The sequence below is a fragment of the Rhizobium sp. BK376 genome (assembly GCF_004341625.1).
Taxonomy (GTDB): domain Bacteria; phylum Pseudomonadota; class Alphaproteobacteria; order Rhizobiales; family Rhizobiaceae; genus Rhizobium.
This window is the reverse complement of sequence record NZ_SLZG01000011.1, coordinates 131,680-157,424: the sequence shown is the minus strand read 5'-3', so window position 1 is coordinate 157,424 and position 25,745 is coordinate 131,680. Positions and strand designations below refer to the sequence as shown.

At 58.6% G+C, this 25,745-nt stretch carries 21 protein-coding genes; 15 read left to right on the top strand and 6 right to left on the bottom strand.

The features are described 5' to 3' along the window. The first annotated feature begins 32 nt into the window (after positions 1-32). Both EV561_RS23340 and EV561_RS23335 read left to right on the top strand, forming a co-directional pair. Positions 33-626, top strand: coding sequence for a hypothetical protein (locus EV561_RS23340; protein WP_132524918.1), 594 nt, complete (start codon positions 33-35; stop codon positions 624-626). Next, on the top strand, positions 623-1,240 hold the full coding sequence (locus tag EV561_RS23335) for a DNA-3-methyladenine glycosylase (RefSeq protein WP_132524916.1): 618 nt from the start codon (positions 623-625) through the stop codon (positions 1,238-1,240). Before EV561_RS23340 ends, EV561_RS23335 begins: the two co-directional genes overlap by 4 nt. 95 nt (positions 1,241-1,335) lie before the next feature. On the opposite strand, the gene EV561_RS23330 is transcribed toward EV561_RS23335, so the two are convergent. From EV561_RS23330 to EV561_RS23315, 4 genes are all read right to left on the bottom strand, one after another. Beyond that, positions 1,336-2,883, bottom strand: coding sequence for a DHA2 family efflux MFS transporter permease subunit (locus tag EV561_RS23330; protein ID WP_132524914.1), 1,548 nt, complete (start codon positions 2,881-2,883; stop codon positions 1,336-1,338). Then, complete coding sequence (locus tag EV561_RS23325) at positions 2,876-4,111, bottom strand: HlyD family secretion protein (RefSeq protein WP_132524912.1); 1,236 nt, start codon at positions 4,109-4,111, stop codon at positions 2,876-2,878. Before EV561_RS23325 ends, EV561_RS23330 begins: the two co-directional genes overlap by 8 nt. Next, positions 4,104-4,568, bottom strand: coding sequence for a MarR family transcriptional regulator (locus EV561_RS23320; protein WP_132524910.1), 465 nt, complete (start codon positions 4,566-4,568; stop codon positions 4,104-4,106). Before EV561_RS23320 ends, EV561_RS23325 begins: the two co-directional genes overlap by 8 nt. A gap of 419 nt (positions 4,569-4,987) precedes the next feature. Further along, positions 4,988-5,785 carry a response regulator transcription factor gene (locus EV561_RS23315; protein WP_132524908.1) on the bottom strand — a complete coding sequence of 266 codons (798 nt, stop codon included), beginning with the start codon at positions 5,783-5,785 and terminating at the stop codon, positions 4,988-4,990. 1,088 nt (positions 5,786-6,873) lie between these two features. Between EV561_RS23315 and EV561_RS23310 the strand changes: the two genes are divergently transcribed. From EV561_RS23310 to EV561_RS23285, 6 genes are all read left to right on the top strand, one after another. Next, positions 6,874-7,848, top strand: a complete 975-nt coding sequence (locus tag EV561_RS23310; RefSeq protein WP_132524907.1) for a fibrinogen-binding protein — start codon at positions 6,874-6,876, stop codon at positions 7,846-7,848. 156 nt (positions 7,849-8,004) lie between these two features. Then, positions 8,005-10,035, top strand: a complete 2,031-nt coding sequence (locus EV561_RS23305; protein WP_132524905.1) for a hypothetical protein — start codon at positions 8,005-8,007, stop codon at positions 10,033-10,035. Between the two features lie 41 nt (positions 10,036-10,076). Continuing rightward, positions 10,077-12,563: a type I secretion system permease/ATPase gene (locus EV561_RS23300; RefSeq protein WP_245512856.1), complete on the top strand. Its 2,487-nt coding sequence runs from the start codon at positions 10,077-10,079 to the stop codon at positions 12,561-12,563. Between the two features lie 5 nt (positions 12,564-12,568). Beyond that, positions 12,569-13,942 (top strand): HlyD family type I secretion periplasmic adaptor subunit, encoded by a 1,374-nt coding sequence (locus EV561_RS23295; protein ID WP_132524996.1) that lies wholly within the window; start codon positions 12,569-12,571, stop codon positions 13,940-13,942. Positions 13,943-14,035: 93 nt separating this feature from the next. Next, positions 14,036-14,527: a hypothetical protein gene (locus EV561_RS23290; protein WP_132524903.1), complete on the top strand. Its 492-nt coding sequence runs from the start codon at positions 14,036-14,038 to the stop codon at positions 14,525-14,527. A gap of 129 nt (positions 14,528-14,656) precedes the next feature. Then, the gene (locus EV561_RS23285) at positions 14,657-16,411 is read left to right on the top strand and encodes a GNAT family N-acetyltransferase (protein ID WP_165927888.1); all 1,755 of its coding nucleotides are present in this window, start codon (positions 14,657-14,659) and stop codon (positions 16,409-16,411) included. A gap of 66 nt (positions 16,412-16,477) precedes the next feature. Here EV561_RS23285 and EV561_RS23280 read toward each other — a convergent pair whose 3' ends face one another. After that, on the bottom strand, positions 16,478-16,759 hold the full coding sequence (locus EV561_RS23280) for a hypothetical protein (RefSeq protein WP_132524899.1): 282 nt from the start codon (positions 16,757-16,759) through the stop codon (positions 16,478-16,480). Between the two features lie 168 nt (positions 16,760-16,927). On the opposite strand from EV561_RS23280, the gene EV561_RS23275 reads away from it, so the two are divergent. Genes EV561_RS23275 through glp form a run of 5 tightly spaced genes read left to right on the top strand, consistent with a single transcriptional unit; the run spans position 16,928 to position 22,414 of the window. Next, on the top strand, positions 16,928-18,820 hold the full coding sequence (locus tag EV561_RS23275; protein WP_132524897.1) for a peptidylprolyl isomerase: 1,893 nt from the start codon (positions 16,928-16,930) through the stop codon (positions 18,818-18,820). Positions 18,821-18,845: 25 nt separating this feature from the next. After that, positions 18,846-19,862, top strand: a complete 1,017-nt coding sequence (gene trpD / locus EV561_RS23270) for an anthranilate phosphoribosyltransferase (RefSeq protein ID WP_132524895.1) — start codon at positions 18,846-18,848, stop codon at positions 19,860-19,862. 16 nt (positions 19,863-19,878) lie between these two features. Beyond that, positions 19,879-20,694, top strand: a complete 816-nt coding sequence (gene trpC, locus EV561_RS23265; RefSeq protein ID WP_132524893.1) for an indole-3-glycerol phosphate synthase TrpC — start codon at positions 19,879-19,881, stop codon at positions 20,692-20,694. A 1-nt stretch (position 20,695) separates the two neighbouring features. Further along, positions 20,696-21,187, top strand: a complete 492-nt coding sequence (gene moaC / locus EV561_RS23260) for a cyclic pyranopterin monophosphate synthase MoaC (protein ID WP_132524892.1) — start codon at positions 20,696-20,698, stop codon at positions 21,185-21,187. A 3-nt stretch (positions 21,188-21,190) separates the two neighbouring features. Further along, positions 21,191-22,414, top strand: a complete 1,224-nt coding sequence (gene glp, locus EV561_RS23255) for a gephyrin-like molybdotransferase Glp (protein WP_132524890.1) — start codon at positions 21,191-21,193, stop codon at positions 22,412-22,414. Between the two features lie 86 nt (positions 22,415-22,500). Here the strand turns inward: glp and gnd are convergent, their stop codons facing one another. After that, a complete protein-coding gene (gene gnd, locus EV561_RS23250) occupies positions 22,501-23,529 on the bottom strand; it encodes a phosphogluconate dehydrogenase (NAD(+)-dependent, decarboxylating) (protein ID WP_132524888.1) in 1,029 nt (342 codons plus the stop codon). 328 nt (positions 23,530-23,857) lie between these two features. Here gnd and EV561_RS23245 point away from each other — a divergent pair, with 328 nt between their 5' ends. Next, positions 23,858-24,679, top strand: a complete 822-nt coding sequence (locus EV561_RS23245) for an alpha/beta hydrolase (protein ID WP_132524886.1) — start codon at positions 23,858-23,860, stop codon at positions 24,677-24,679. Positions 24,680-24,755: 76 nt separating this feature from the next. Continuing rightward, positions 24,756-25,724 (top strand): MBL fold metallo-hydrolase, encoded by a 969-nt coding sequence (locus EV561_RS23240; protein ID WP_132524884.1) that lies wholly within the window; start codon positions 24,756-24,758, stop codon positions 25,722-25,724. Positions 25,725-25,745 lie beyond the last annotated feature (21 nt).

The following is a 25,745-nucleotide window of genomic DNA, read 5'->3' as shown; positions in this document are numbered from 1 at the left end:
GAAAATCCGCCCAACAGCGATGGAACAGCAACTTGCGTAAGCTTATCGGTCTCGCCCTTGTTTTGACGGCAATCGCGGCTTCAGCCTCGGCGCATGGCGCGCCTGCGGGCGGACCGACCTCGGGCATTTCGATCCCCAGCCTTTCGCATGGTGAGATGAGTGTCATCTCCACCTATCGCGGCGCGATCATCGATCTGGCCGAAAATGCCGCCGATACCAACGAGGATTTCAGGCGAGTCCTCAATTATGCGCAGATCGAATATTCCTATTGCATGTGGGGCTCGGTTCCCCAAAGCGTGAGCGACGAGAACAGCCCGTTCAACGAATGCTCCCATGCCTATCTCGCGGCGACCAAGGATGTGCTCCTGCGCATGCGGACCATGCCGCGCGAGGCTGCGGCTGCGTCGGAGATCGTATCGAACATCGATACCGAGTTGGTGCTGCATCAGCTTTCGCTCATCCTTTGCCAGTTCAGCAATGAGAGCTTCAACACCGCCGACCTCATCCGCCCGGATTGGTCGGCCGTCCCCATGCATCCAGCCAGTATGGCAAGCTTCAGCGCGATTGCGTTGCTGCTTCTGGGGAGTGCCTGGGCCCTGAGAAGAACCGGCCGGTCGGCAGGATGACCGGCGAGCGCGGCAATCCAGCTTCCCCTCTTCACTCCATAGGTGCGAAGCCGCTCTCCGGCGGCAAGCTGGCGGAATTCTTCGGCCGGGATGCGGTGACGGTTGCCCATGACCTGATCGGCTGGCGTTTCAGTTGCGACGGCGTCGGCGGGCGCATCGTTGAGACGGAGGCCTATCGTCCCGACGATGCGGCGTCCCACGCTTTCCGTGGACCTACGGTGCGCAATGCGGCCATGTTCGGTTCACCCGGCCATGTCTATGTCTATCGCTCCTACGGCATCCATTGGTGCGTCAATTTCGTCTGCATTCCTGGCAGCGCCGTGCTGATCCGTGCGCTCGAGCCGGAAGATGGCATAGCGACCATGGTGCAACGTCGCGGGCTTGATGCCATCGAGCAACTCTGCAACGGTCCAGGCAAACTCTGCCAGGCGCTTGCCATAGATCGAAGTATCGATGGCCGTTTTCTCGATGCGGCGCCCCTCGAAATATCGGCGGCCGAGCCCGTTCCCGTCGTTGCGGGAAAGAGGATCGGCATCACCAAGAACGTCGATCCGCTCTGGCGCTTCGGCGCGGCGGGCTCGCGCTTCGTCAGCCGCCGCTTCCCTAATCCCTGATCACCGCTCAAATCCGGCCCCGAACGCAAAAAGACCGCCGGGGTGGTGCCCGACGGTCCCTTTAAGCCGCTGAGGACAAAGGAAAACTCTAGCGGCTATTCCATTGCGACGCTGTGGTCGACGACCGGCGGAGCCGATGGCTTCCGCAGCAGAACGAGCAGAGGGATCGCGAAGATGGACATCAGCATCAGCAGCTTGAAATCGTCCATGTAGGCGATGATCGTCGCCTGCGACGTGATTACGCTGTCGAGGGCGGCCCTGCCGACACGGGTCAGCGGGTTCATGCTTTCCATCGCCGCGGGCGCATGAAAAGCATGGTTGAATGGCGTCACATAGGCCGAAATCGAGGCATGGTTGCTCTGCGTGTTCGATACGATCAGGGCCGAAACAACCGAGATGCCGACGCTCGAACCGATGTTTCTCGACAGGTTGTAGAGACCCGTCCCCTCACCGCGCATCTGTGCCGGCAAGGTCGCGAAGGCGATCGTGGTCAGCGGCACGAAGAGGAAGCCGAGACCGGCGCCCTGGATGAAGCCGACATAGATGATCGTCCATTGCGATACGTCGGGCGTCCACCCGGTCATCGCCCACATGGCCCAGGCTGTCAGGGCAAGGCCGAGGAACAGCAACCACCGCGTATCGACCTTGCCGATCAGCCGCCCGACAATGAACATGCAGACCATGGTGCCGACACCGCGAGGACCCATGACGATGCCGGCAGTGACGACAGGATATCCCATCAGCGTCTGCAGATAAGGCGTCATCAGTGCCAGCGAGGCCAGATAGGTGACGCCGACGATGAAGATGAACAGCATGCTAACCGCGAAGTTCTGGTCGAGGAACAGGCGCGGATTGACGAAGGATTTCTTCGCCGTGAACGTATGGACCGAGAAGAGGTAAAAAGCGGAGGCGCAGACCAGCGCTTCGACGATGATCTCGCCCGAGGAAAACCAGTCGAGCTGCTCACCACGGTCGAGGAAAAGCTGCAGCGACGCTATCGCCAGACTAAGCATGCCGAAACCGAACCAGTCGAGCTTCGCCAGCGCATCGATCTTCGTCTCGGTGACGAAGACGACAATGCCGAAGAAGGCAAGCGCGCCGATCGGCACGTTGATATAGAACACCCAGCGCCAGCTGATATGGTCCGTCAGCCAACCGCCGATGACAGGCCCGAGAACCGGACCGACCATGACCGAGACGCCGAACAGCGCCATCGCCTTGCCGCGTTCCTCGACATTGTAGATGTCGAGCAGGATGCCCTGCGACAGCGGCACGAGCGAAGCGCCGAACAGGCCTTGCAGCAGACGGAAACCGACGATTTCGACGAGAGACTGGGCAAAGCCGCAAAGAACCGACGCGACGACGAAGCCGGCAATCGCCGTCAGCAACACGCGCTTGCGCCCAAACTTGGCCGACAGGAAGCCCGACGGTGGCGTCATGATGGCGGCCGCCACGATATAGGATGTCAGGACCCAGTTGATCTGGTCCGCACTCGCCGAAACGCTGCCCTGGATATAGGGCAGCGCAACGTTGGCAATGGTGGTGTCCAACGCCTGCATGATGACGGCGAGAATGACACAGGCCGTGATCGCGCCTCGATTGGCGATCGGTGCGTCAGCCGCTGGTGCTGCTGCGTTACTCATGATCCTGACCTCGGGGCTGGCCCAAGAGATTGTTGATGAAATCAGGCAAGCCGCGGGCGTGGCCGGTATCGACATCGACGACCGTGCTCATGCCGACGCGAAGCGGCGGCTTGCCCTGCATGTCATCGATCGAGACCCGCATCGGGATGCGCTGAACGACCTTCACCCAGTTGCCAGTGGTATTCTGTGCCGGCAGCAGCGAGAAGCTGGAACCGGAGGCCGGGCTGATGCTGGCAACGGTGCCCTTCCACTCGACGCCGGGATAGGCATCGACGGTGATCGTCGCCTTCTGGCCGGGCTTGACGTAGGTCAGCTCCGTCTCCTTGGGGCTCGCCGAGATCCAGAGATTGGTGCTGGATACCAAGGCAAACGCCGCCTGCGACGTCTGCAGATACTGGCCGACCTGCAGCGAATTGACATTGGTGGCGATGCCGTCGAAGGGCGCGCGCACAACCGTATCGTCAAGCTGGCGCTGGGCGTCGTCGACGGCAGCCTGCGCTTGCTGATAGATCGGGTTCTGCTCGATGGGCTGGTTGATGTCGGCGCCATATTGCGAAAGCGTCGTGGCGGCCTGGGCCTTGGCGACGTTCACCTTCTGCTGGGCGGCATCGAGATTGTGCTTCGCCTCGTCATAGGCGGATTTGGATGCGACGGAGCTGTTGATCAGGTTCTGCTGGCGATCGAATTCCGTCTGGAAATAAGGAATGTCGGCCTCTGCCTGGGCGATCTGCGCCAAGGCCTGCTGGTAGCTGGCTTTGAGGTTCTGTAGCTGGGTGGCAGCTACGCCAAGCTGAGCCTTCGCGCCGTTGAGTGCGATCTGGAAGGAACGCTGGCGCATGCGGAAGAGCACCTGCCCTTTCTTCACCGGCTCATTTTCATGCACTTCGATGGAATCGACGGTACCGGAGACATCGGTCGAGATGCCGACCATGTCCGCCTGGATATAGGCATTGTCGGTGGACATGATCTGGCCGCCGGTCACGTAGTAATAGCCGCCGGCTACAAGAGCGATCGGCAGCAGCGCAAACAGGATCGGCCTCGTCGGGCTACGACGCTTGCGCGGCTTCTCGGGAGCGGCAGCCGGCGGGACAACAGTTGCCGCGGGCGCAGGTGCCGGCGTCGGATTGGAGGACGGTGCTTCTGCCACGACAGGGGCTTCTGCCACTTCTTCGTGAGGGGCAGTCTCATTTGCGTTTGCGGGCATGCGAATTGGGGAGGAGTCAGCCATGATTTTTCTCTTTGTCGCCTGCTCCCAAACGGCAGGCCTGAATCAAGTTCGATTTCATAAGGGTCAGAATTTCAGACAGGCGCTCGCGATCTTCCGCTGACACACCATCCAGCGCCTCGCCGCGCGCGGCGTCTCCGATGCTTCGCATGTCTACGAGGAGAGGCTTTGCTTCCTCGCGCATGTAAAGGAGCCAGATCCTGCGATCGGTCGGGTGCTGGCGCCGCTCGATAAGGCCTCGTTCAGCCAGCTTGTCGAGAATGCGCACCAGCGTAATCGGTTCGATTTCCAATATCTCGGCAAGGCCGGCCTGGTGGATTCCCTCGTTGTTGGCGAGGTAGGCGAGCGTCTGCCACTGCGACCGCGTCAGGCCAAGGCCCTTCGCACGCTGTTCGAACCGCTTCCGAAGAAGACGTGCGACGTCGTGCAACAGAAAACCGATGGTAGGTGTCGTGGTCATGGAAATGAAAGCCTACTATTCATAAGCATCCTTATAATGCTGTGCCATATAGTAAGTGGGCGATGCATACAAGCAATTAAAGGGAAAGATGGGCGGCTCTTGTCAAAATGTCGCAGAATGGCAACACCTGCCCCATGGCAAGCCCGCGGACGATCGAGTCTCCGATGATTAAGAATTGAGTTTATCTAACTGAAAATGTTAATCTAATTCTAGATTATCGGCGCGCGGCATTGGTTGGGCGCCGCCCAGGCGATTAAGTGAAATTGGGGGCAGGTGCAGTGCGACAACCGCTCCTTCAGACCTCGGAAGAGAATCGTTTCGATGCCTTTGTCGGCATAATCGTCGGTGCCATCAAAAATACAAAGCCGCCGCCGGTCGTAAGGACCGACGGCGGCTCTTCTGATCTGACGTTTATCGTATCAATTACGCCATTTGCGCGACGGATCGCGATCGTGACCGAGATCCGAATTGAAGAAGCGCGAAGCGGCTTCCGTTCGGTTGCGGACATTCATCTTCTTGTAGATGTTGCGGACATGGACCTTGACCGTGTTCTCGGACAGGCTGAGCTGGTCCGCGATGATCTTGTTCTGTGTCCCCTTGCAGATTAGGTCGAGAATCTGCACCTCGCGGGTCGTCAGCGTTTGCAGGCTACCGCTACGTGCGCCCATGCCGTCATCGTACGGGCGCTGGTTGTTGCCGGCAATTCTTGAAGGCGATCCATAGAATGACTGCCCGGAGTGCTGTACTTCGCCGGTTAATCTGCGAAGCAATGCCGAAGGGAAGTGCTCTCCCCCCTTCATCAGTAGATCGATCGCCGCCATGAAAACATCGAGGCGAAGATTGAGCGGCAGCACGCCGTGAATACTGCGTGCTTCCACAAGTCTGGCAACGTAGGGATCGAGAAGATCGATGGTTTCGACCACAAGACCGATAGAAACACCAGGTGTACCGGCGCGCAACGATCGCAAAGTATCCTGCAAGTCATCTGACGATACGTGATAAAGCAGGATAAGTTTTACTCCATCAAGTACTCCGCCCTGAAGTACCTTCGGATCAGCGATGCTGACGACGTCGTAGTTTGCAAACCTTACGCCCAGTGCTTGTACCAGGCATTCGGAAAATAGATCGGCGTCGGCCAGCACGATAATGGTGTCTTTCAGCGGTATGATACTGCGGTTTTCTTCAATTTCCCCTGTTCTAGCGCTTGCAATGAACATTTACGCATCCCCCAAAGCTCACAACAAAGTTTGTTAACCCGCTTTTTCTACTGGAATGTTCTTTTATGAGCGCTGTGCTCTTTTCGGACTGTGTTCAGCCTTCTTTACTAAGTTTTAACCACCCTAATACATGTCCGGATGATTGAAAATTGCCCAAAGGGGTTAGGTCCCGCGCAAAGGCCTTAAAAATTACCATAAATGTGGGAATTTAACTAAAATGCACGACAAATTTCTGCGCAAATTCGCACATTTTCGGGCATTTATATTTGTTTGTATGAGATTTCTACTGCGAGGCCGGGTGAGGCAATAACTGTAGCTGTTTTCGGCTTAACCAGATTGTAACCATTGGCTTATCTCGGACAAGGCCGATGGTCTGAATGAGCTGACCATAAGGGCTTTCAGTATAGGTTTTATTACATTTCGAGAAGTATCGTAGCGCTTTCCTTTTGGCCGCGTTTGATCAAGAAAAGTTGAAAATTTTCGCCGGACAAACATTTTCGCTGCTTATTGGACGTCGGAACGCACCGGGAATTGACCTATCGAAGGAGTTCGCTACCCGGCATTGCCTCAATGATAGTCAGATTTTCCGGGCTAATACCGCTAAGCGTCGCTAAACCCAAATTATAACATATACTTATTAACACGTTCGTCGCCCGGCGAAGAGACGGGATTTGCTGGAAAAACAGGCTTTAGCCCAAATTGATAGCTAGGACACTGCCTGTTTTTCAGTCAAAGTCCGAACGTTCCGCCAGAGCAGCGGGACACCAGGGGGCAGCGACATTCCGGTTTTGGTGACTTGCGTAGCCGGCAGGCTTTCCCCGCATCTTTAGTGAAATGAACAGAACATGCAGTTGGCGATCCTTCGACCGCCATAACGGGTTTGTTTGCTTTTGTTTCGCTTTGCGACAAATCCGCAACAGTCCGGGTCTGAACCAACAGGCCGGTTTAGGACGGCAGGCGCGTAACTCGTATGTCTGCCGCAGCGTTAACAGAGTTCAGTGTCAACAGAGTTGGGGCCGCCGCGAGTATATCCCGTTTAGATGAGAGGGATTTCGAGACGGCCTCCTTCCTTCGGAGGAAATGATCTCATGCCTGACTTGGATATTGCGAACGTAAGCGCCGAAGACGACTTGCGCGTCGGAGCGTTGGCTGATGGGCTTGCGACAAGCGCCGTCAACGGTACGCATGCGGATGACGGTTCGGTTGCCGTCGCCGGTGTGGCAAACCAGACCAACACCACCAACACCAACATTATTTCTGATGACGACAAAACCGATAGTAACAACAGCACCGACGATCACAGTGGCAACAATCGCAACAACGATTACGATTGGGATTATACCAGCAAGGTGATCAACGCGACGCACACCGATACTGACGTCGATATCAAGGACAACGGAAATACATCCACGTCCAACAGCAACAACGACCTGAACAGCCATAACGACTACGACTGGACGTCGAACAAGTCGTTCAGCAATACTGAGACCGATATCAGAAATATCAACAAGAACGAAATGGACGATAGTTATAACACCAAGACTACGTCCGATTCACACAACTCCACGAACAGCGACGACGATTTCGGCAGCCTCAAGGATGTCGCCAACTTCGGCAACCTCGGCGTTGCCGGCCATGACGTGACCTACGATATCGGCGACGACTTCTCGTTCCACTTCAACGTCGACAACATCCTCAACAACGCTCTCGGCGGAGATGGCAACGACACGGGCTTCAGCCTTGTCCAGGCCAACAATCTTGCAGATCAGGATACAGCCTATGATCTGAAGATGAACAACTCCGGCGCCGACAACTACCTGAATGCGACCGGCGGCAACGCCCACGGCGCGGACGGCGTAGATATCGACAGCAAGTTGAGCTGGGATCCGCATACCGCAGGTGTCGGTCACGATCTCACGGGCAGCAACGTATCCGATGCTTCCGCCATTCTCGCCAATTCCGGTTTCCATCAGGAGCTGGTCCAGGGCGCGAACATGGTCAGCAATGCGGCCGATATCGCCATCACCGGCGGCAACGACCAGCACGATACGCACAACGGCTGATATTACTGCACAAGCTATCTGCACACGTGCACCGGCCATTCAAGGCCGGTGCATATTGGCGGCTTGAGCAGAGATATGCCGGCTACGGGACATTGTCGGCAGTTTCAACCAAAGTGCGCAGAAGCCAGATGCAGACGACTGTAGGGGAGCTCAGTCATGCATGCTGAAAAATTGTCGGAAATCATCGCGCATTTCATCGGTATGTTCGAAACGCATACGGATGCAATTGAGCTGCGGCAGCATGCGCTCGACGGACAGATCGTACAGGACGCCAATTCCGAGACGCCGGATCAGCCCCTGCCCCAGGATCAATTCTCCTCCGACCTGACTTTGATCGATTTCAGTCCCAACGTGAAATACGTCTCCAACGCCTATGAATACGATCATCTGCAGGCGAGACTTTATGACGAGACTTTCCACGCGACGCTGAAGAACCTCACCGCTCTGGCCCAGGAGGAGCTTGCGCCGATCCGGGACCCGGCCGACCTCTATATTGCGACCACGACTTTTGGCGCAGAGCAAAAGCTTCATGTCGACCACGGTCAAGGATCCGAAATAGCCCATGTGATGCAGGTCAACGTCGTTCGTGACGATGACATTCTCGACATGACGAACGGCCACCATGCCGTTCAGGATCTTTCCTACATCCTCGACCAGCTTGCCGAGATGAACGCCAGGGCGGATGCCATGTCGCCCTTCAGTTCGATCGAGCGCACCGATAGCCCGGATGCGCTTACGAAGATCGGCGACGACATGCACGACTTCGCGCAGACCGTCGAGCAGAACGGCGGAACGAGCATTCATGAGCCGGATGGCAGCGGCTACGTCATCCAGGCGGCCCAGGTGCTTGACGGGATTCACGTCAATGGCGCCGATGCGAACGATCTCCCCGATCTGAACGATTATATGCCTCAGCCGCTGCTGACGCCCTCCGGGGAGCCCACCGGCAGCGACACGCCGGTCCATAGCGACAATCCTTCCGGAAATTCCCTGACGATCGAGACGGGCGGGAACGAGGTCGTCAATATCGCGACAGTCGTGGACACGGGCATCATTGCGCCTGTTATGGCCGTCATGGGCGACTATCATTCCGTCGATGCGATTTCCCAGATCTACACCTATGCCGACCACGACAAGGTCGAGGGCCTGCTGGACAATGATGCATCGTCGCCAGCCAGCGCCCAGACAATCGGCAAGAACATTGCGGTTTTCGAGCATAGCCAGTTCGCAAACGATCCGACCGGCCACGCAGGCGGCGATGGCAGCGACCCGGTGTTTCCGACTGCCTGGCATGTCAGCGTCGTGGACGGCGACGTCTCCTTCGTCCATTGGACGGAGCAATACAATTTCCTGTCCGATAACGACTCCCTCACGGTCACGACCAGCGGCGTCGACACCACTGTGCTGACCGGCAATAACGGCGTCGCCGACCTTGCATCCTATCTCGGCATCGGAATGCAGTACGATCTCGTGATTATCGGCGGCCACGTCCTCGACATGAACTCGATCACTCAGATTTCGGTGCTCTACGACAGCGATACGGTGAAGCTGGACGGCACCAGGGGTGCCGAGGTGCAGACGGGCGGCAATCTGCTTTGGAACCAGGCAGCTATCCAGAACATCGGCGGAACCGATCGCTTCGAGGCCATGCCGGATTACATGAACGATGTCGTCAAGAACATCCAGGATCGCGATGCTTCCATGCCGGAAGGGCTTGCGCACGACCCGACCTTCGCCGGCTATGCGGGGCTGAACGTCCTTTACATCACCGGCAATTTTTACGACGTCAATGTCATCAAGCAGGTGAATGTCGTCGGCGACGGCGATTCCGTGACCAAGATCGCCAACGAAACCTTGCACGACAATCACGACGCGACGGTCAAGATCGATACCGGCAGCAATGCGGTCGTCAACATCGCCAGCATCATCGACTACGACAGCTTTGGCCACACCACCTACGTAGCCGGCCACACATATTCGGATGCGATTCTCATCCAGGGCGGCCTCGTCGATCACGATGGCCCCGCCCCCAACCAGCCCGTGTCGCAATTGGCGAACGAGGCGATCGCATTCCTGGACGACAACAACGACCAGCAGACAGGCCAGGACGGAACAACCGACTTCGGTCACGACCTGTCGTGGCACAACGGAAGCGTTGGTGATCCGATGCATTCGGTTCTCACCTAATCGGCAAGAAACTGGCAAGAATAAGTGGGAGTTGCATTTCGATGAACCAGATTTCCAAATTGGGAATTGCCGAGAGCCAGACCGTGCGACTGCGCAGTTCTGTCGCACCGGCGATCGAACAGTCAGACACCAACGCTGCCCCGGTCGTGACTGCGATTGATAATGTCATCGAGAGCCTCCAGAAGCTTGTACCGGTGGAATCTCGGCGGGAGGCAAAGGCTGCAGACGATGAACCTTCTGTTTTAACCTCAACGCGGGCCAGCTTTTTTCCGCTTCGCAACGAACCTCCGTCATCCCCGGCGCGCAAGCAGGTGCAGTTGGATCTGCCAAAGCCGAAGGCCTTCGAGCCGCGTCAGCTGGGCGATCTTTCAATAGAGGCGCCGTCAAAGGCAGCAAAGAAGCTTCCGTTACCGCAAGCCGTTACGGAAGGTGTTGATGAAGCCGCATCCAAGGAGCGCATTGCGCCTCCTCAGATCGAGGTTGCGACCCCAAAGCAGACCATACTGCCGCCCGAGGCTCAAGCAGCGACCGCGTCTGCGATTGAGCCCGCTCCTGCGGTTCAGACCGTCATGCGCGATGTCTCGCCCGTGACCGAAGTGAAGCCGCCCGAAGTGAAGCCGGAAGTCGAGATGAAGGCGCATCCGGGCCCGCTGCCTCGCACAATCGATAGTGAGCCGGGACCGATCAAGGACGGTGAACGGCGCGTCCGCAGCGGCGGTGGCGGCAATAATGGGGACGACGACGGTAAGGGCAATGGCGGCGGTGGAGGTGGAGGCGGCAACGTCTTCCACAAGCGAAGCAGCCAGCCGCTGAATTTTGCGGCCAGCTTGCGGACCGGCATGATCGTCATCAGACGCAACATGCTGATCGTCATGGCTTTCACGCTCGCCATCAATGTCCTCGTCCTGGCAATTCCGATCTATCTGTTCCAGATATCGGACCGCGTATTGACCAGCCGCTCCATCGATACGCTGGTGATGCTGACCATCGCCGTGCTCGGAGCCGTGATCCTCCAGGTCGTGCTGGATGCGGTCAGGCGCTTCATCCTGATGAGGACGGCGGTTGAGCTCGAAGTGCAGCTTGGCGCTCCCATCCTCAGCGCGGCCGCCCGCGCGTCGCTACATGGAACAGGACGTGACTATCAAACTCTGTCCGACCTGCAGCAATTGCGCGGTTTCATTACGTCGGGCACCCTGATTGCCTTTCTGGACGCGCCGCTGATGCCGCTCTTCATCGTCGTCGTGTTTATGGTGCATCCATCGCTCGGCGTCATCGTGCTGACCTGCTGCGCCATCATGTTTGTCATCGCCTATCTCAATCAGAAGATGACGGCCCAGCAATTTGCCGAGGCAAATTCGTTCCTTGGCCGCGCCAATTTCCATCTCGATTCCATGGCCCGCAATTCCCAGATCATCAATGCGCTTGCGATGATCCCGGAAGCGGTGAAGATGTGGGGGCGCGAAACATCGGGTTCACTGAAGGCGCAGGTGGCGGCGCAGGATCGGAATATCGTCTTCTCCGGCCTGACCAAGGCCTGCCGACTGGTCACGCAGGTAACGCTGCTCGGCTGGGGCGCGCATCTGTCGCTTGCAGGTGACTTGACCGGCGGCATGGTGATTGCGGCGTCCATCGTGTCGGGTCGCGCGCTGGCACCGATCGAAGGCGCGATCGAAGGCTGGAACCAGTTCAACCATTCCCGCGCCGCCTATGGCCGCATCAAGCAGCTTCTCCTAAATTCGCCGCTGAATTTCCCCCGCCTGCGTCTGCCCAATCCGGAGGGGCGTCTGGATGTCGAGCGCATTCTCTTCGTGCCGCCGCCACAGAAGAAGGTCATCCTCAACGGTATTTCGTTCTCGCTGAGCAAGGGGGAATCGCTTGCGGTCATCGGCAATTCCGGTTCGGGCAAGACCACGCTCGGCAAGATGCTGGTCGGCTCGATCCTGCCAACCTCGGGCAATGTGCGCCTGGATCTCATGGACCTGCGCAACTGGGATCAGCGTCAGTTCGGTGAGAGTATCGGCTACCTGCCCCAGGATGTGCAGCTCTTCCCGGGCACGATCAAGGCGAATATCTGCCGCATGCGCGACGATGTGGATGACCAGCTCGTCTATGAGGCGGCCGTCCTTGCCGATGTCCATGAACTGATCGCGAGTTTCTCCCAGGGCTATGAGACGGTGGTTTCCGCCGACGGCTCTCCGTTGTCCGGCGGACAGAAGCAGCGCATTGCGCTTGCCCGCGCCTTCTTCGGCAATCCGAAATTCGTTGTTCTCGACGAACCCAACTCGAACCTCGACACGGCAGGCGAAAACGCCCTCGCCCGAGCTCTTCTTCACGCCAAGAAACAGGGCATCACGACCGTCACCATCACCCAGCGTCCTGCGCTGCTGCAATGTGTCGACAAGATCCTGGTCCTGAAGGACGGTTCGGTCGCGATGTTCGGAGAACGGATGGAGGTGCTGAAGGCGATGAGCACTAGGCCAAGTGACAGCATCAACGGCGGGCAACAGGCTCCGCGGATCGGTGGGTGAGTACCATGTTTCGGAGAGGCAAGGAAAAGACAGAAATCCAATCCGCCAGGAAGAACGAGGCCGCTCAAGTAGAGTGGTACAGCGAAGTGCCGCGCTCCATTCGCCTTCATAGCTTTACCGGATTTGCCATCCTGCTCGCCTCCTTCGGCGGCTTCGGCTACTGGGCGGCGACGGCGCCCCTTGCCTCTGCCGTCATTGCCCAGGGCAGTTTCGTCGCGACCGGCAACAACAAGATTATCCAGCATCTCGAGGGCGGCATTATCAAGGAGCTTATGGTGAACGAAGGCGATGTCGTCCACGAAGGCGACATCCTGCTGACGCTTGATCCCACCGCAGCGCTTGCAAACGAACGCGCCCTCAAGATGCGGCGTCTGAGGCTTGAGGCAGTCGTCGCCCGCCTCAAGGCCGAGGCTCAAGGCGCCAAGGACTTCAAAATTCCCGACGTGGTCCAGCAGGAGGCAAGCGATCCTGATGTCAACGCGCTCATTCAAAGCCAGTTCGTCATTTTCCGCAGCAAGCAGGTCAAGCTCGACGAACAGCTGAACCTGATCGAGAAGAACATCACCTCGCTGGCATTCCGCAATCAGGGTTATGACGGCCAAAAGAAAGCCTTCGTCACGCAGCTCAATCTTCTCACGGATGAACAGAATTCCAAACAGAAGATGGCCGAGATTGGCGTTGTACGTCGCTCCGATCTGTTGGCAGTACAGCGCGCCGTCGCCGACGCAATGGGCGAACTGGCGCGCATCGAGTCCGAGATCAACGAAAGCGAATCGCAGGTGGCGAAGTACCGTCAGGAAGCGATCATCGCGATCAATGCCAATAAGCAGGCTGCCCTTGATGCGCTGGAGACCGCCGAGTCAGATCTCGAAAGCGTCCGCGAGCAGGCGCGCGAGGCGACGGGCGTCCTCGACCGAACCGTCATCCGTTCTCCGGTCAGCGGCACCGTCGTGCGCGCCTACTACCACACTGCCGGCGGCGTCATAACGACCGGCAAGCCGATCATGGAAATTTTGCCCAACAACGTGCCGCTGATCATCGAGGCACAAGTGCTGCGGACCTCGATCGATCAACTCCATGAAGGCGAAACAGCCACGATCCGCCTCTCTGCGCTCAACCGCCGCACGACGCCTGTTCTGAACGGAGACGTCTTCTACGTCTCGGCGGACTCGGTGGAGGATGCCTCGGGAAGCACGCAGAGGGATGTCTATATCGTGCGGGTCAAGGTGGCGCCGGAAGAACTCAAGCGTATTCCCGGGTTCAAGCCGGTGCCCGGCATGCCGGCCGATGTGATGATCCAGTCGGCGGAGCGAACATTCTTCGAATATCTTTCGAAGCCGGTTGTCGACAGCATGTCGCGAGCATTCCGCGAGCGTTGATCGAGACCAGAAAAGGCCAGAGGAAGGACATGCTTAAATAGGATTTTGCTTTATGATGAATGCATAATCTGTGATTTTCGATTGGGTCGTACAATGCCTGCGATATCAGATGTTCTGCTCCTTGTCGGCCGACTGAACTATGTCTGGACCAATACCGAGAGCCTTTTGATTTATATTATTGCGCACCTTCTCAATGTGGAGAAGGATGCTGCCATTATCGTTTTCCTGACATTGAATACGACGCGCGCGCGTATCGATCTGGTCGAGCGGCTGGCCAAACTGCCGTCGGCCCCATCGGATGACAGCAAGGCCGTTCTTGCGCTGATGGGCCGCCTGAAGCGGGAATCGAAAATGCGCAACAAATACAATCACTGCATCTATTCTTTCGACGAGAGCGGTGAGATTTCCAGCACGCAATTGATGCGCCTTGTCGAGGACGAAAAGGAAGTCCGCTACGGCAAGATCGAACAGCTCGACCGGAAGGAAATCGACCGCCTGGAGAAGTCCATCCAGGAGATCGTCGAGATCAGCAAGGCGCTCTGGGTCTTCATCCGCGCCAGCCCGCGCTACACGGATGCCATGTAGATCGCTAATCCCATTTTACCTCTGCAAATAACACGAAGGGAATATTTGACGCATTTCAAATACAGCTAATATGAGCGCTTGCTGTTTAGCGAAGTAAACAAAGCGATCGGTAGGCGTATGCGAATTGACGTGATCGAAAGCATTGCTGATCTGGATGCGGCGCGTGCGGATTGGGATCGGGTTTATGTAAGCGACCCTCAAGCACAATATTTTCTCTCCTGGACATGGTTGCAGGCATATGTGAGGAACCGGAAGCGCTGGTTCATCCTGGCGCTGCGCGAGAAGCAACCTGGATCTCCTTATGTTGCCTTCTTTCCCCTGCGCCTGAGAACGGTTCAGGATCAGAAGACCGGAATTTTTACCGACGACATCTTCATGGCTGGCAATCATGCAGCCGATTATACCGGCCTGATCAGCGAGCCGGGCTATGAGGCACATGCGATCCGCGGTTTTGCCCTGTTCCTGAAAAGCCAGAACTGGACGAACCTCCATCTCGACAATTTCTCGGGCTCCATCGAGCGGCGCAATGCGCTGCTTGCAGAGTTGGGCGGACCCGACGTATCATTCCGCAAGGTCTCGCGGCTTGATGAGGCCGGCATCGACCAGACTATCTGCCCGGTCGCGAAATTACCGACCAGTTGGGATGCCTATCTCGAACGCAATCTGAGCAGCCCGACGCGGCAGAAGCTTCGCCGCTTCCTAAGGCAGGTCGAGAATGATGACAGCTACCGCATCACAGTCGCGACCGCCGACACGATCGACCGGGATGTCGATATCCTCTTCCGGCTTTGGCGTGCAAAATGGGGCAGCCTCAAGGGTGATCGGACAGAGAAGATCATCGCTACGTCACGTGCCATATTGCTGGACGCCTTCCGAAGCGGAAACTTGATGGTTCCAATCCTCTGGCATGGCGAAAGGCCGCTGGGGGCACTCGCCAACTTTCTGGATCATCAGAAGAAGTCGATCCTCTTTTACATCGCCGGCCGCGATGAGGACTGGAAAACCCCCTCGCCGGGTCTCGTCCTCCACGGTTACTCAATTCGCCGGGCGATCGAAGAAGGCTTTATCAGCTACGATTTCCTCCGTGGCAACGAGCCGTATAAATATGCTTTCGGCGTCGAGGAGCAGACCCTTCACTGCATCACGGTGCGCACCCGAAGCGGTCGCAATCTTCGCGAAGGATTGAATGTTCGCAGCATAGGTCATGTTTACGAGGAGGGAAGCCGGCTTTACGCATCGGGAGACAGGACGAATGCCGAAGCGGCCTTCGAGCAGGTCCTTGCCGCCTACCCGGATCATATCGGTGCCGAGCTCTCGCTTGCGCAGCTCCTGTTCGACAAGGGCAAGCTGGCGGAAGCGGAGGCAGCCTATAGTACGCTTCTGGCAAAGGCCTCCGACCCGATCCCGGTGCTCGTGCGTCTTGGCGACACGCAGATGGCGCAAAAGAAATTTGCGGAGGCCGCAGCAACCTTCTCCAGGATCGTCGATCAAAGGCCCAATAACATACGATCGCATTTTAAGAAGGGCACGGCCCTGGCGGCGTCAGGCCGAACGACCGACGCGATCAAGGCATTCAAGGTGCTGGAACAGCTTCATTCCGACGATCCCTTATTGACCACCTACAGGCAAAAGGCCAGGGAAGCGCTGGCCAAGCTCCTGAAGCCGCTTTCGCCGGATCTCAATTTGCCTGCAATACATCCCAAGGGCTTCCCACTCAAACCGGTGGCGCGTGCCTCGGGGCCGATCGCAAGGCAGATGAAGCAATCCTCAGATACTATCCTTGGCTCTCTTAAGGATTGGGAAGCGCTGCAGGCGCCACCCACCGAGCTGCCTTTCCCACGTTCGGTGGGTTTGAAGAGCTTCCTTCAGCGAACCAAGCACTAAGTCATCAGTCCACGCAAAAAGACCGGCGAACTCCGCCGGTCTTTTGAAAATGAAACTGCCCTGTTTTCAGCGTCGGCTGAGCAAGCCGATCATATAGGCGACGCCGGCCGTGACTGCCAATGCAAACAGAGGCTCTTCACGGACCTTTTCGCGCACGCGTTCCGTGACCTGCGAAGCCTCTCCAGCCACCACCGACTTAGCGCCCTGCCCGATCGCGACGACGCTCTCCGAAAGACGGGCGAGATCCTCTCTCAGGGCAGTAATCTGCGCTGACAGATCGTCGCTTGCGACTTCGGCTTGAATGCGCGCCGCTGTGGCTTGTGCGGAGGTAGTTTTCGTATCGGCCATATTGAACTCCTCTTGTTCGTGCCCTTTAAAACGCCCGCATTGGGCAAAGGTTCCGGGTTTGGGGGTGATTTCGGTCGACGCTCTTCAATTCCGTTTCGGATTGTTCTAAGGAACTCCAAATGCTTTGCCTGTGGGCAAAGTCAAGGTTTATGCGAGGTTTGCGTTCTGATGTTCGAATTGCTGAGAAGAGCCGCCCAGACCTGGGTTGCCAAAGGCCTGATGCTCCTGCTGGTCGCGTCCTTCGGTATATGGGGTGTGACCCGCTCGCTGGTGAGCGGCGGTTCGAGCACGACGGTCATAACGGTCGGCGATCAGCATATCGATGCCAACGAGTTCCGGCTTGCCTACCGCCGCCAGGTCAGCGCCATGAGCCAGCAGTTCGGCATGCAGCTGACGCCTGACCAGGCCAAGGCCTTTGGTGCCGCGCAGCAGACCTATCAGCAGCTCATCGCCGGCGCCACGCTCGATCAGCTCTCCAGCGAGATGGATCTTGGCCTTTCCAAGGATCGCCTGGCGCAACTGATCGGCGATGATCCGGCCTTCAGGGCCGTCAATGGCCGCTTTGACCGCGATCTCTTCTCCAGCCGACTGCGGAACGCCGGCATTACAGAAGATGACTATATCAAGGAACGCAGCAAGGTCGCCGTTCGCGGCCAGATCGTCGACGCCGTCTCCAACGGCTTTTCCGCCCCCCAGGTGCTCGTCGATGCAATCCGGCAGTTCCATGACGAACGCCGTAGCATCGATTATCTCATCCTGACCAACGCCAATATCGATCCGATCAAGGCGCCTGCCGATGACGTGCTGGCAAAATGGTTCGAAGGCGTGAAGCAGCGTTACCGCGCCCCCGAATATCGCAAGATCGGCTATGTGACGTTGGAGCCGAGCGATCTTGCCGATGTGGCCAGCGTCACCGATGACGAGGCCCGCGCCGAGTTCGAGAAGCGTAAGGAAAGCTTCAAGACGCCGGCAAGCCGCACGATCGAGCAGCTGACTTTCGCCAACAAGGATCTTGCCGACGCAGCAGCGACCGCGCTGAAGACCGGCACGACCTTCGATCAGCTGGTGAGCGATCAGGGCAAGACCAAGAACGATGTGCTCCTCGGCGATTTCACCAAGGACAAGGTTCCCGACCAGGCCATCGCCGACGCTGCCTTCGCCGTCACCAAGGAAGGCGGCACGACGCCTGTCGTCCAGGGCTCCTTCGGTTCCGTCATCCTGCGCGTAACCAACGTCAAGGAAGAGACGGCCAAGAATTTCGACGACGTGAAGGAAGATATCCGCAAGCAGGTGGCGCTCTCCAAGGCCGCCAGCCAGATCAACGATGTCCACGACCGTTTCGAAGACCTTCGCAGTTCGGGTGCATCGCTGCAGGATGCCGCCAAGCAGCTCAATCTGAAGGCCGTCACGATCGACGCCGTGGATGCGACCGGCCTCGACAAGAGCGGCAATGAAGTGAAGGACATCCCCTCCAAGCAGCAGCTCCTCACAGAAGCCTTCAAGACCGATCAGGGCGCCCAGCCCATTCCGCTGACCGTTGGAAATGACGGCTATATCTGGTTCGATGTCGAGGACGTCATCGCTGACAGAGATCGCCCGCTGTCGGAAGTTCACGACAAGGCCGTCGCTGACTGGACTGCGGAACAGCAGAAAGCAGCCTTGGCCGTCAAGGCCGCGGAATTGAAGACGGAAGCTGAGAAGGGCAAGTCGCTCGCCGACATCGCGGCTCCGCTCGGCATCGCCGTCGAATCGAAGGCGGATGTCGTCCGCACCACCGATGATCCGGTCCTCGGCCATGGTGGCGTCACGGCCGCCTTCTCCGGCGCTGTCGATACGGTAGCGAATTCGGTGGGCGGCGATGAGACGACGCAGATACTTCTCAAGGTTACCGACGTCAACACAGCGTCGGCAACGGATGCGCTCAACAATCAGGACCAGCAGATTGCCGCGATCGCCAATGCGGCCGGCGATGACATCCTCGATCAGATCGTCACCACCCTGCAAACAAAATATACGGTGAACGTCAATCAGACGCTCGCCGAACAGGCAATGGTTCGCTAGGGACGCTTGGGAAGGATCGAAAGCCATGGCTGAGTTGAAGCCGCTTCTTGCCAAGGTCGCCGGCGGCGAGGCACTGACGAGGGACGAGTCCCGTCAGGCGTTCGAAATCCTGATGTCCGGCGAGGCAACGCCGTCGCAGATCGGTGGCTTCCTCATGGCGTTGCGGGTTCGCGGCGAAACCGTCGACGAGATCGTCGGAGCCGTCGCGACCATGCGTTCCAAGATGCTGGCCGTCGAAGCGCCGACCGATGCCATCGATATCGTCGGAACCGGCGGCGACGGCACCGGCACCTACAATATATCGACGCTTGCAGCCCTGATCGTTGCCGGCACCGGTGTTCCCGTCGCCAAGCATGGAAACCGCGCGCTGAGCTCCAAGTCCGGCGCCGCCGACAGTTTGTCTGCGCTCGGCGTCAAGCTCGATATCGGCCCTGACATGATCGCCCGCTGCATCCGCGATGCCGGCATTGGTTTCATGTTTGCGCAGATGCATCACTCGGCCATGCGGCATGTCGGCCCCTCGCGCGTCGAACTCGGCACGCGGACGATTTTCAACCTGCTCGGTCCCCTCTCCAATCCGGCCGGCGCACGCCGCCAATTGCTCGGCGTCTACGCGCCGCAATGGGTGGTTCCGCTTGCCGAGGTGCTGCGTGATCTCGAGGCCGAAAGCGTCTGGGTCGTGCATGGCGACGGCCTTGATGAAATCACCACCACGGGCACGACCAAGGTAGCCGCACTCGAAGACGGCAAGATCCGCACGTTCGAGCTGACGCCCGAGGATTTCGGTGTTCCGCGCGTCAAGCTTGATGTGCTGAAAGGCGGTGACGGCATTGTGAACGCTGCAGCGCTGCGCGATGTCCTGTCCGGTGCTAAGAACGCTTACCGCGACATTTCCCTTGCCAATGCTGCAGCCTCGCTTGTCATTGCCGGCAAGGCGGAAACCATCCATGATGGCATGAAGCTCGCAACGCAGTCGCTGGAAAGCGGTGCAACGGCAGCTGCGCTGGAAAAGCTCATCGCCGTCTCGAATGAACAGGATTGAGAAGGACGAGGACGCGATGACCGATATCCTCAAGAAGATCGAAGCCTATAAGCGCGAGGAAATCGCCGCCGCCAAGTCCGCTGTGGCGCTCGCCGATCTCAAGGCGATGCAGGCCGACCAGACTGCGCCCCGCGGCTTCCACAAGGCGTTGGTCTCCAAGCACGATGCCGGAAAATACGGTCTTATCGCTGAGATCAAGAAGGCGAGCCCCTCCAAGGGCCTCATCCGTCCCGATTTCGACCCGCCGTCGCTGGCGGCCGCCTATGAGGCTGGTGGTGCTGCCTGCCTCTCCGTGCTGACGGACAAGCCGAGCTTTCAGGGCGCGCCGGAATTCCTGACCGCGGCACGCAACGCCTGCGCGCTGCCTGCACTGCGCAAGGATTTCATGTTCGAGACCTATCAAGTGCATGAGGCCCGTGCCTGGGGCGCGGATTGCATCTTGTTGATCATGGCTTCGCTGTCCGACGGCGATGCGGAGCGCCTGCAGGACGAAGCTTTCGGTCTCGGTATGGATGTTCTGGTCGAGGTGCATGACGCCGAAGAGATGGAACGGGCGCTCAAGCTCTCCTCTCCGCTCGTCGGTATCAACAACCGCAATCTACGCACCTTCGAAGTGAGCCTCGCGGTCAGCGAAGCCTTGGCAACCATGGTCCCGGAAGGCCGGCTTCTGGTCGGTGAGAGCGGCATCTTCACCAATGAGGATTGCAAGCGTCTCGAGAAATCCGGCATCACCAGCTTCCTCGTCGGCGAAAGCCTGATGCGCAAGGATGATGTGACGGCAGCGACGCGCGCTCTGCTGACCGGCGAAACCGGTGCCGTGGCGGCCGAGTAAGATGGCCGCCGAAAAGACCGGGCTGACGCATATAACCGCTTCAGGCGAGGCCCATATGGTCGATGTCGGCGAGAAGGCCGAGACCGCTCGCGTTGCGACCGCCGAAGGCCATGTCCGGATGAATCCGGAGACGCTCGAGCTGATCCGTCAGGGTAACGCCAAGAAGGGCGACGTCATCGCGACCGCCCGGCTCGCCGGCATCATGGCTGCCAAGCAGACAGCCAATCTCATTCCCCTTTGCCACCCCCTGATGCTGACGAAAGTGTCGGTCGACATATCGGAGGATGATGCCCTCCCCGGCCTGCGGGTGACGGCGACGGCTAAGCTGACCGGACGCACAGGCGTCGAAATGGAAGCGTTGACAGCTGTCTCGGTCGCCTGCCTCACGATCTATGACATGGCAAAAGCCGCCGACAAGGCCATGGAGATTAGTGGGATCCGCCTTCTGGAAAAGTCAGGCGGCAAATCGGGTGATTTCCGCCGCGAGGAGTAAGATATGAGCCTGCTGCCAGTCGCTGAAGCCCAGAGCCGCCTTCTCGACAAGGCCACTCCCGTCTCGGAAAGCGAGGCCGTCGCGCTGGACAAGGCTACTGGTCGGGTGCTGGCGAAAGACCTGGCCGCGCGCCTGACGCAGCCGCCTTTCAACGCCTCGGCAATGGATGGTTACGCGCTGCGCTGCGAGGATCTCGCCGAGCCGGGATCGACCTTGGCTGTGATCGGCACGTCAGCTGCCGGCCACGCATTTCAGGGTTCGATCGGGAAAAACGAGGCGGTGCGGATATTCACCGGCGCACCGATCCCTGAAGGCGCCGACACCATTCTGTTGCAGGAGGATGCCGAGCGGGAGGGTGACCATATCCGGACGACCTATGGAGTCCGCCTCGGCCAGCATGTTCGCCCACGTGGCCAGGATTTCGCCGAGGGTGAGGTCGTGCTTTTCAAGGGAACCGTCATGGACTTCTCGCGCCTGACGGTCGCGGCTGGCATGAACCATCCGGTGCTCGACGTCTACCGACGGCCACTGGTGGCGATTCTGGCGACCGGCGACGAGCTCGTCCCTCCGGGCACGCCGCCGGCGGAAGCCCAGATCGTGGCCTCCAACACATTCGGCATAGCTGCGCTCGCCAGGGAGGCCGGCGCCGAAGTGCTGGACCTTGGCATCGTTCCTGATGATCGCACCGAGATTGCATCAGCCGTCGAGCGGGCACGGTCGGCGGGCGCCGACGTCATAGTCACTCTCGGCGGCGCCTCAGTCGGCGATCATGATCTCGTCCAGTCGACGTTAAAGTCAGTGGGCATGACGCTCGATTTCTGGCGCATCGCCATGCGTCCGGGCAAACCGCTCATGATTGGAAGCCTCGATGGCGTCCATGTGATCGGGCTCCCGGGCAACCCGGTTTCGAGCCTCGTCTGCGGCGTGCTCTTCCTTGAGCCGCTGCTGCGCAAACTGGCGTCTTTACCGCCGCTGAAGAGGGAAAGCGTGGCGCTTTCAGCCACGAAACTTTCCGCCAACGACCAGCGGCAGGATTATGTCCGAGCAAAGCTGTCCAAGTCACCGGATGGAGAATGGCTGGCCGAGCCTTTCGGCAAGCAGGATTCGTCGATGATGAAGATCTTTGCCCGCTCGGATTGCCTGATCATCCGCCCGCCGCATGCGGCGGAACTTGCAGCCGGCGAGCCCTGCCCTGTCCTGTTGCTGCGCCCGGAGCTCCCGGTTTAGCATCGCGGATTTTTCTGCCCCCTGCTTCGTCACTCTTACGAATCAAATCGGGCGGCCATTGGCCGCCCGAGGAATGTTTGTCCGACTTACTTGGCAGCCGGCTTTTCGTGATGGCCGCCAAAGCCGGCGCGCATGGCCGACAGGATCTGGTTGGCGAAATCGTCATTGCCGCGCGAAGAGAAGCGGCCGTAGAGTGCGGCGCTGAGCACCGGCGTCGGAACGCCTTCGTCGATAGCGGCGGAGATCGTCCAGCGACCTTCGCCCGAGTCCGAGACGCGGCCCGCATATTGCGTCAGGCCAGCATCGGCATGCAACGCATCGGCAGTCAGGTCGAGGAGCCATGAGGTGATGACGCTGCCGCGGCGCCAGACTTCGGAAACCTCGGCGATATCGATATTGTACTGATAGAATTCCGGATTGGAGAGCGGCGCAGTCTCGGCATCGATTTCCGCCTTCTGCATCCCGATATTGGCATGCTTGAGGATATTGAGGCCTTCGGCATAGGCGGCCATGAGGCCATACTCGATGCCGTTATGGACCATCTTGACGAAGTGACCGGCACCATGCGGGCCGCAATGCAGGAAGCCCTGTTCGGCAGTGCTCTTGGCGGCTGCGACTTCGGTGCGCTGCGGAGACGGCTTCACGTCGCCGACACCGGGCGCCAAGGTTGCGAAGATCGGCGACAGATGCTGGACGGTCGGCGTTTCGCCGCCGATCATCAGGCAGTAGCCGCGCTGCAGGCCGAAGACGCCGCCGCTGGTGCCGACGTCCACGTAATGGATGCCCTTCTGCTTCAGCATGGCGGCGCGACGAATGTCGTCGTGATAGTAGGAATTGCCGCCGTCGATGATGATGTCGCCCTCTTCGAGGAGCGGGACGAGCTTGGTGAGTTCGGCATCGACGATCGCAGCCGGCAGCATCATCCAGACGGCACGCGGCTTTTCGAGCTTCGAAACGAAGTCTTCCAGCGAACTGCTGCCTGTGGCGCCGAGGTTGGCGAGCTCCTCAACGCTCTGTGCGCGAGCGTCGAAGACAACGGCACTGTGGCCATTCTTCATAAGTCGCTGGACCATGTTGCTGCCCATGCGGCCGAGACCAATCATACCAATCTGCATTTCAAATCTCCTTGGGAGGGGGTTCTCGTATCCAATAAAGAATCTTGCGGCGGTTTGCCACTGAACTAATGGCTTGCAAGCTATGCAGAGGGACGCAAACACGCAAGCGAAGCTTACGTCACAAAGCCGGCGCAGTGAACCACGTAAGCCGGATTCAGGTGAAAGTGGCAAGAATCGACAATCAAGCTCCGCCGATATCGACAATGATCGGTTCAGGCGTTCGGAACGTCACGCCTCCGACGCCGAATTCTATTGCCCGTACTCCCGATTCTCATTCGATTTTTGAGTCGCAACTCGCCTAACCAACTGGACAAGAAGGGGTTTCACTATGCCGACGATTACCACGAAGGATGGCGCCCAGATTTTCTACAAGGACTGGGGCAAGGGACAACCGGTTGTTTTCAGCCATGGCTGGCCGCTGAATGCGGATGCCTGGGACGACCAACTCTTCTGCGTTGCCTCCAACGGCTACCGCGCCGTCGCCCACGATCGCCGCGGCCACGGTCGCTCCAGCCAGACCTGGGACGGCAACGATATGGACACCTATGCCGATGACCTTGCTGCAGTCATCGAGGCTCTCGATCTGAAGGATATCATTCTGGTCGGCCATTCCACCGGCGGCGGCGAAGTGACCCGCTTTATAGGCCGTCACGGCACGAGCCGGGTGGCGAAGGCTGTGCTGGTCGGCGCCATTCCGCCGCTGATGTTGAAGACGGAGGCCAATCCCGAGGGCTTGCCGCTCTCGGTATTCGACGGCATTCGCGCCGGTGTCGCCGGTGACCGTTCGCAATTCTATAAGGACCTGGCCTTCCCGTTCTATGGCGCGAACCGTGAAGGCTCCAAGGTCAGTGAAGGTCTGCGCGAGCAGTTCTGGCTGCAGAGCATGCAAGTCGGCATCAAGGGCTCCTACGATTGCGTTAAGGTATTCTCCGAGACCGACCTGACGGAAGACCTGAAGAAGTTCGACATTCCGACGCTCTTCATTCACGGCGACGACGACCAGATCGTCCCGATCGTTGCAGCCGCCCGCATCGCTTCCAAGATCGTCAAGGACGCAACGCTCAAGGTCTATCCCGGTGGAGCACACGGTTTGACGGCGACGGAAAAGGACAAGTTCAACGCCGACCTGCTTGCGTTTCTCAAGGCCTGATCGCTGAAGGCCGGCGCTGCAGGGCGCCGGTCTCTCGAAGCATAAACGCACCAAGCATTCCCTGGGGGAAAACATCATGAACAATCATCACCAATCCGGCATGTCTCGCCGAGGCTTTTGCCTGTGCTGCATCGGCGGCGCCGCCTTTGCTGCGACCGGAGCCTGGTTGACTCCAGCCGAGGTCTTTGCCGCCGCCGGCAATATCGTCGACATGATCCGCGATGAGGCCGCAAAAGCCCAGATCAACACACGCAAGCTCAAAGGCGGTGTCAACGTCCTGTCCGGTTCCGGCGGCAACATTGCGGTGCTGACGGGCGACGACGGCAAGGTGCTGGTGGATGCAGGCATCACGGCAACACGGCCTCGTATCGAAAAGGCCCTTGCCGACCTTGGCGACCAGCCCATTACCCACCTCATCAATACGCACTGGCATTTCGACCACACGGATGGAAACGAGTGGCTTCATTCCGAAGGTGCCGAGATCATCGCGCAGCAGAATACGTTGACACATCTCTCTTCCGCGCAGCGCGTTCAGGACTGGAATTTCAATTTTCCCGCCTTGCCTCCTGCCGCCCTGCCGACTGCGTTGATGAATTCGGAACGAACCCTCAAATGGAATGGGGCGACCATCATTCTGAAGCACTATGATCCGGCACATACCGACGGTGATATCTCCGTGACCTTCGAGGAAGCCGACGTCCTGCACACCGGAGATACGTTCTGGAATGGCATCTATCCGTTTATCGATTATTCCACGGGCGGAAATATCGACGGTATGATCAAGGCAGCCGCCGCCAATGTGAAGGCAACGACCAGCAAGACGGTCGTGATCCCCGGCCACGGCCCCGTTGGCAACCACAAACAACTCGTGGCCTTCCACGACATGCTTGCGCATTCGCGCGACAATGTCGCAAAGCTGAAGAAACAGGGACGTTCTCTTGAGGAAGTGGTGGCCGCAAAGCCAACGTCACGATACGATGCTACCTGGGGAAAATTCGTGATAACGCCGCGTTTCTTCACGCAGCTTATCTATGAAGGCGTCTAAGACGCCATATCTTGGGGTCTT